The organism is Brevundimonas sp. AAP58, from assembly GCF_001295975.1.
GTDB lineage: Bacteria > Pseudomonadota > Alphaproteobacteria > Caulobacterales > Caulobacteraceae > Brevundimonas.
Map to the genome: position 1 here is coordinate 1 of NZ_LJHU01000084.1, position 5,511 is coordinate 5,511.

Annotated in this window: 6 protein-coding genes; 1 reads left to right on the forward strand and 5 read right to left on the reverse strand. The window is 68.6% G+C overall.

Annotation, left to right across the window (positions count from 1 at the left end; translation table 11 throughout):
- Positions 1 to 7: 7 nt before the first annotated feature.
- The 3 genes from IP78_RS11330 to IP78_RS11340 form a co-directional block, all read right to left on the reverse strand.
- Positions 8 to 586, reverse strand: coding sequence for a DUF2939 domain-containing protein (locus tag IP78_RS11330; RefSeq protein WP_231680997.1), 579 nt, complete (start codon positions 584 to 586; stop codon positions 8 to 10).
- A complete protein-coding gene (locus IP78_RS11335; RefSeq protein WP_054111792.1) occupies positions 583 to 1,167 on the reverse strand; it encodes a DUF2939 domain-containing protein in 585 nt (194 codons plus the stop codon). Before IP78_RS11335 ends, IP78_RS11330 begins: the two co-directional genes overlap by 4 nt.
- Before the next feature lie 117 nt (positions 1,168 to 1,284).
- Positions 1,285 to 2,505 (reverse strand): NADP-dependent isocitrate dehydrogenase, encoded by a 1,221-nt coding sequence (locus IP78_RS11340; protein WP_054111793.1) that lies wholly within the window; start codon positions 2,503 to 2,505, stop codon positions 1,285 to 1,287.
- 191 nt (positions 2,506 to 2,696) lie between these two features.
- Here IP78_RS11340 and IP78_RS15740 point away from each other — a divergent pair, with 191 nt between their 5' ends.
- Entirely contained in the window at positions 2,697 to 2,831 is a 135-nt protein-coding gene (locus IP78_RS15740) for a hypothetical protein (protein ID WP_255350748.1), read from the forward strand.
- Positions 2,832 to 2,942: 111 nt separating this feature from the next.
- Here IP78_RS15740 and IP78_RS11345 read toward each other — a convergent pair whose 3' ends face one another.
- Together IP78_RS11345 and IP78_RS11350 are read right to left on the reverse strand one after the other, a co-directional pair.
- The gene (locus IP78_RS11345; protein WP_054111794.1) at positions 2,943 to 4,769 is read right to left on the reverse strand and encodes a DUF885 family protein; all 1,827 of its coding nucleotides are present in this window, start codon (positions 4,767 to 4,769) and stop codon (positions 2,943 to 2,945) included.
- A 75-nt stretch (positions 4,770 to 4,844) separates the two neighbouring features.
- A partial coding sequence (locus IP78_RS11350; protein WP_197272445.1) for an oxidoreductase C-terminal domain-containing protein occupies positions 4,845 to 5,511 on the reverse strand: 667 nt, incomplete at its 5' end.

Sequence of the window (5,511 nt, forward strand, 5' to 3'; positions counted from 1 at the left end):
CCCTCCGTCACCTCGCTTCGCTCGGCGCCACCTCCCCCTCAGGGGGAGGATTGGGCAACTCCACGCCCGCCAGCTTCCAGCCGAACGGCCCGTCGCGCTTGAGCAGCAGCTTCAGCGTCTCGTCCGGCCGTTCCGGATCGGTCAGGCCCAGCACGAAGGTGTTCAGGTCGCGATAGGCGTAGCTCTTGCGAATCTCGCCGTCCTCCGACGCAGGCTCGGACGGCGTGACCGCGTCCGCCGGACCGGGGGCCTCGGCGGTCTCGACCATTGCCGCGATCGCCTGCGGATTGACGAGGGCGTCGACCGCCCCGTCCACCAGCATCGGGCCGAACAGCATGCCCAGTCCGGCAAGCGCGCTGTCGTCGGTCCGCTCGTCCTCGCGCATCTCCGCCATCAGCCGACCGGTCAGCTGTTCCTTCAGGCTCTCGCGAAAGGCCGGGAAGTCCACCAGCCGCTCCAGCGCCGCCTCGTCCCCCGTCTCCGCCGCCCGCACCAGCGCCCGAACCGTCAGGATCGGCATGGCCAGATAGGCGGCGACCACCACGATCGCCGACAGGATCAGCAGCCCGCGAACCCAGCCCTTCACTTCTTCGCTCCCGCTGCCGGGGCCTGAACCGGGGCGGCGGGCGTCGGCCCATCCGGCAGGCCGATGTGGGCCAGCTTCCACTCGAACGGGCCGCGCCGCTCGAAGGTGAAGACCGTCTCCGACCCGCCTTCATCGGTGACGGCCAGACGCGCCAGGTTGATCCCCCAGTATTTCGGACTGGGCATAGGCGCGGGCTCGATGTCCTCCGGCATCGTCGCAGGCGACCGGACAACGGCGTAGCGACCCTCCCCGCGCATGAGGCCGTCGAGCGCGTCAGGCGTCAGGAAGGCGTCGGGGTCCGGCCCGGCGGGCGCGGCGGCGACCTCGAACTGCCGGCGAACCGCACCGATCGGGTCCTCCATGAAGGAGGGCGCCGGCGTCAGGGTCTCGGCGCGACCCGACAGCTGCGGCCGCAGCGACTGGCGCACCGCGCCGTAGTCGATCAGCCTCTGCAGGCTCGCCACATCGTCGGCCTGGGCCGCCGAGCGGATGCCAAAGAACGCCACGGCCGGGGCCACGAAGAAGCTGACGACCGCGACAACGAGGGCGAGCAGCAGCAGATTGCCGATGATCCGTTTCACGCGGTGGTCTCCCCTCCTCCGGTGCGAACTGCATCAATGCACGGACCGGGGCGAGGCTCAAACGAAACCCCGCCGGAGAGGCTCCGGCGGGGCTCGAAAGTTTCGATCCGTGTTCGATCAACCGACGTCCGGCAGCTCCTTGCGGAGGTTCTCCGCCACCTTGTCGAGGAAACCCTCGGTCGACAGCCAGCCCTGCTGATCGCCGACGAGCAGCGCCAGATCCTTGGTCATGTGGCCGGCCTCGACGGTCTCGACCACGACGCGCTCCAGCGTGTCGGCGAAGGTGTCCAGCTCGGCGTTGCCGTCCAGCTTGGCGCGGTGCTTGAAGCCGCGCGTCCAGGCGAAAATCGAGGCGATGGAGTTGGTCGAGGTGGCCTCGCCCTTCTGGTGCTGGCGATAGTGGCGAGTGACCGTGCCATGCGCGGCCTCGGTCTCCAGCACCTTGCCGTCCGGCGTCATCAGGACCGAGGTCATCAAGCCCAGCGAGCCAAACCCTTGCGCCACCACGTCGGACTGCACGTCGCCGTCGTAGTTCTTGCACGCCCAGACGAAACCGCCCGACCACTTGATGGCCGCGGCCACCATGTCGTCGATCAGGCGGTGCTCATAGGTCAGGCCCGCCGCCTTGAACTGGTCGGCGTATTCGGCGTCGAACACCTCCTGGAAGATGTCCTTGAAGCGGCCGTCATAGGCTTTCAGGATCGTGTTCTTGGTCGACAGATAGACGGGATAGCCGCGCGCCAGGCCATAGCCGAACGAGGCCCGGGCGAAGTCGCGGATCGAGTCGTCCAGATTGTACATGCCCATGGCGACGCCCGCCGACGGGGCCTTGAACACCTCGTGCTCGATCACCTGGCCGTCGTCGCCGACGAACTTGATGGTCAGGGTGCCGGGGCCCGGCATCAGGAAGTCAGTGGCCTTGTACTGGTCGCCGAAGGCATGACGGCCGACGACGATCGGCTGGGTCCAGCCCGGCACGAGGCGCGGCACGTTGCGGCAGATGATCGGCTCGCGGAAGACAACGCCGCCCAGGATGTTGCGGATGGTGCCATTCGGCGACTTCCACATCTTCTTCAGGCCGAACTCCTTCACCCGCGCCTCGTCCGGGGTGATGGTGGCGCACTTCACGCCGACGCCGTGCTTCTGGATCGCGTGGGCCGCGTCGATCGTCACCTGGTCGTCGGTGGCGTCCCGATTCTCCATCGACAGGTCGTAGTAGGCAAGCTCCAGGTCCAGGAACGGGAAGACCAGCTTGTCCTTGATCATCTGCCAGATGATGCGGGTCATCTCGTCGCCGTCGATGTCCACGATGGGGTTGGCGACCTTGATCTTGGCCATGCGGCACTCGTCCTGTTCAGCAATTCTCGGGAGGTGGCGGGGGGTATAGCGAGCGGGGACGCGCGAGGCAAAGGGTCGCGGCGGAGCACTGACCCTGCCTCGAACATGCCGCCCGGGGCCAGGCGGAACCTTGGGCGCGTTGCCGGGTTCTGCTCGATCCGGAAGGCTATTCCGACCCGAGACGAGACGACATGGACGAGGAGACCGAGACCCTGGTCCGCCGCTGGATCCTGACGTTCTGCGAGGCGCCCGTGCTGATCGACAAGGAACTGATGCGGCGCGTGCTCGCTGATGCCGAGGCGAAATCCGCCGAGACACGGCGATGACCGAAAAGACCCTCAAGGTCGCCGCGTCCGGAAAAATCCCGAAGACCTGATCGAGCGTAACGGGACCGGTGCCCGGGCCGAGGGGCTAGAGCTCTGGCAAGGGCCGCGCGATCAGGCGGCCTGGGCCGCCGTCCACTCCGTCATAACCCGCTCCAGCACGGTCAGCGGCACCCCGCCCGTGTTCATGCCCGCGTCGTGGAAGGCCCGGATGTCGAAGCGGTCGCCCAGCGCCCGCTGGGCATTGGCCCGCAGCTCCACCCACTTGATGTGGCCCAGCTTGTAGGAACAGGCCTGGCCGGGCCAGACGCAGTAGCGTTCGATCTCGGTCGTCACCGCGCTTTCGGCGTCGCCGAGCGCATCGACCATGAAGCGGATCGCCTGTTCGCGGCTCCAGCGCTTGGCGTGCATGCCGCTGTCGACCACCAGGCGCGTGGCCCGGAACATCAGCGACTGCAGATAACCGATCTGGCCGATGGGATCGTTCTCATAGACCCCCATCTCGTCGGCCAGCTGCTCGGCATAGAGCGCCCAGCCCTCGGAGTAGGCCGAGAAGCCCAGCACCTTCATCAGGAGCGGCACATTGGTCCGCTCCTGCGCGAGCGCGATCTGGTGGTGATGGCCCGGGGCCGCCTCGTGATAGGTCAGGGTCGGCAGCTGGAACTTGGGCCACTCCGCCGTGTCGCGCAGATTGATGTAGTAGGCGCCCGGCCGCGACCCATCCAGCGCCGGCGCATTGTAGTAGCCGCCCGGAGCCCCCGCCTCGATCGCCACCGGCACCCGGCGGATCTCCACCCCCGACACCGGAATCCGCCCGAAGTATTCCGGCAGGCGCCGCGCCATGTCGGCCATCTGGGCGTTGAGGTCGACCAGCAGCTGTTCCTTGGCCTCGTCGGTGTTCGGATAGAGGTACTGGGGATCATCACCGAGCGCGGCGATGCGCGCCCCCACCGATCCCTGCGTCAGACCTTGCGCGCGCAGCAGGACGTCGGCGCGCGCCGACAGCTCGGCCAGTTGCTGGAGCCCGATCTCGTGGATCTCGTCGCCGGACAGATTGGTCGTGGTGTAGCTCTGGATGCCGTAGCGATAGAAGGCCTCGCCGTCCGGCAGACGCCAGACGCCCGCGTCATGCGTCGCCCCCGCCTGCACCGCCCGCAGCGCCTCGGCCTGGCGGTTCAGCGCCGGGAAGACCGCGTCGTTGACGATGGCCTCGGCGCGGCTGCCCCACTCGCCGGGGATCGACTTCTCGCCCGTTCGCCGCACCACCGACTGGACCAGCGTGGTGCCCGAGGCCCCGTTCGCCATCAGGTTCTGCATCTGCGTCAGGGTGCGGGCGATGACGAAGTCTGGCGGCACGGCCCCGGCCGCGAAGTCCAGCCCCATCCGCTCGGTTTCCTGATCCAGCGCCGTGGCGAAGGCCGACACCCGGCTCAGATAGGCCTCGGCGTCCTCGGCCGTGTCGATGGAATGCTGGCTGTCCAGGAAGTCCGGGATCGCCTGATACGACCCCGTCAGCTGGCTGACCGTATAGGGCGAGGGCCCGAACCCGCCGCCGCCATAGGGGAATCGATAGCCGCTGACCGCCGTGTCGCCGAAATACTCCAGCGAATCGTACCAGACGGCCTCTTCGGCATTCAGGCCGGCGCGATCCACGGCCTTCAGCTCGGTCATGTGGCCCCGGAAGGTCTCGCGATCCGCCAGCACCTTGGCCTGGGACCGGTCATCCAGCCGCGCCTTCATGGCCGCGTTTGGCCCCTTGTCGAAGCCGAGCTGGGTCAGAAGCTCGGGCGAGGTCATCAGGGTCTCGGCGACGATCTTGTCCATCACGGCCCGCAGCTGGGCCCCGGCGCCGGACTGGGCGGGCGCGGCGATCGCCTGGCCGGCGGCGGCCAGACCCGCGCCTGCGGCGGCGGTCAGAAGAAGGCGGCGGCGGTCGATCATGGAAGGGCTCCCGAAACAGTCTGGCCGCATTGGCCATCAAGTCCGGGAGCGGAGCAAGGCCCGTTCGAAAAACGGTCAGGCTGGCCCCGCCAGCAGCGCCTTCATCGGCACCGATGCATCCGCCAGCCGCGCCGGATCCACCGCGATCTGGCGCCCGATCAGCTGGCGCCCCCCCATGAACTCCGGCGCGGCGTTGACCGCCTCGACCGCCCGCACGACGCCGTCCTTCAGATGAAACAGGGCGAAGCTGTCCGCCGCCCGGTCCCCGCGCTCCACGACCATGTCGCAGTCCCAGGCCAGCCCCGCGATCTGCAGCTTCAGCTCATACTGGTCCGACCAGAACCACGGCACCTCGTCGGCCGGACGCGGCCGCCCGCAGAGGGCCGAGGCCGCCTGCTTGGCCTGTTCCAGCGCACTCGGCACGCTCTCCAGCCGCGCGCTGCGGCCATAGAGCGGCAGAGGGCGATGCGTCATGTCGCCCACGGCGAAGACCGCCGGGTCGCTCGTGCGCGCATCCAGATCGACCACCACGCCATCCGAGCATTCCAGCCCCGCCGCCTGGGCCAGCTCCAGGTCCGCATAGGCCCCGATCCCGACCAGCACCGTATTCGCCGCGATCAACCTCCCGTCGGCCAGCCGCACGCCGTCCGCCTCGATGGCCGCCACATTGGCCGACAGCTCGAACGCCACGCCGCGCGCCTCATGGCGGCTCTGGAAGTAGTCGGACAGCACCGGCCCGGCG

Bases quoted from the DNA above. Each gene is read 5' to 3' on its own strand.
- IP78_RS11345 (WP_054111794.1), bottom strand. From the start codon at position 4,769: ATGATCGACCGCCGCCGCCTTCTTCTGACCGCCGCCGCAGGCGCGGGT.
- IP78_RS11340 (WP_054111793.1), bottom strand. From the start codon at position 2,505: ATGGCCAAGATCAAGGTCGCCAACCCCATCGTGGACATCGACGGCGAC.
- IP78_RS15740 (WP_255350748.1), top strand. From the start codon at position 2,697: ATGGACGAGGAGACCGAGACCCTGGTCCGCCGCTGGATCCTGACGTTC.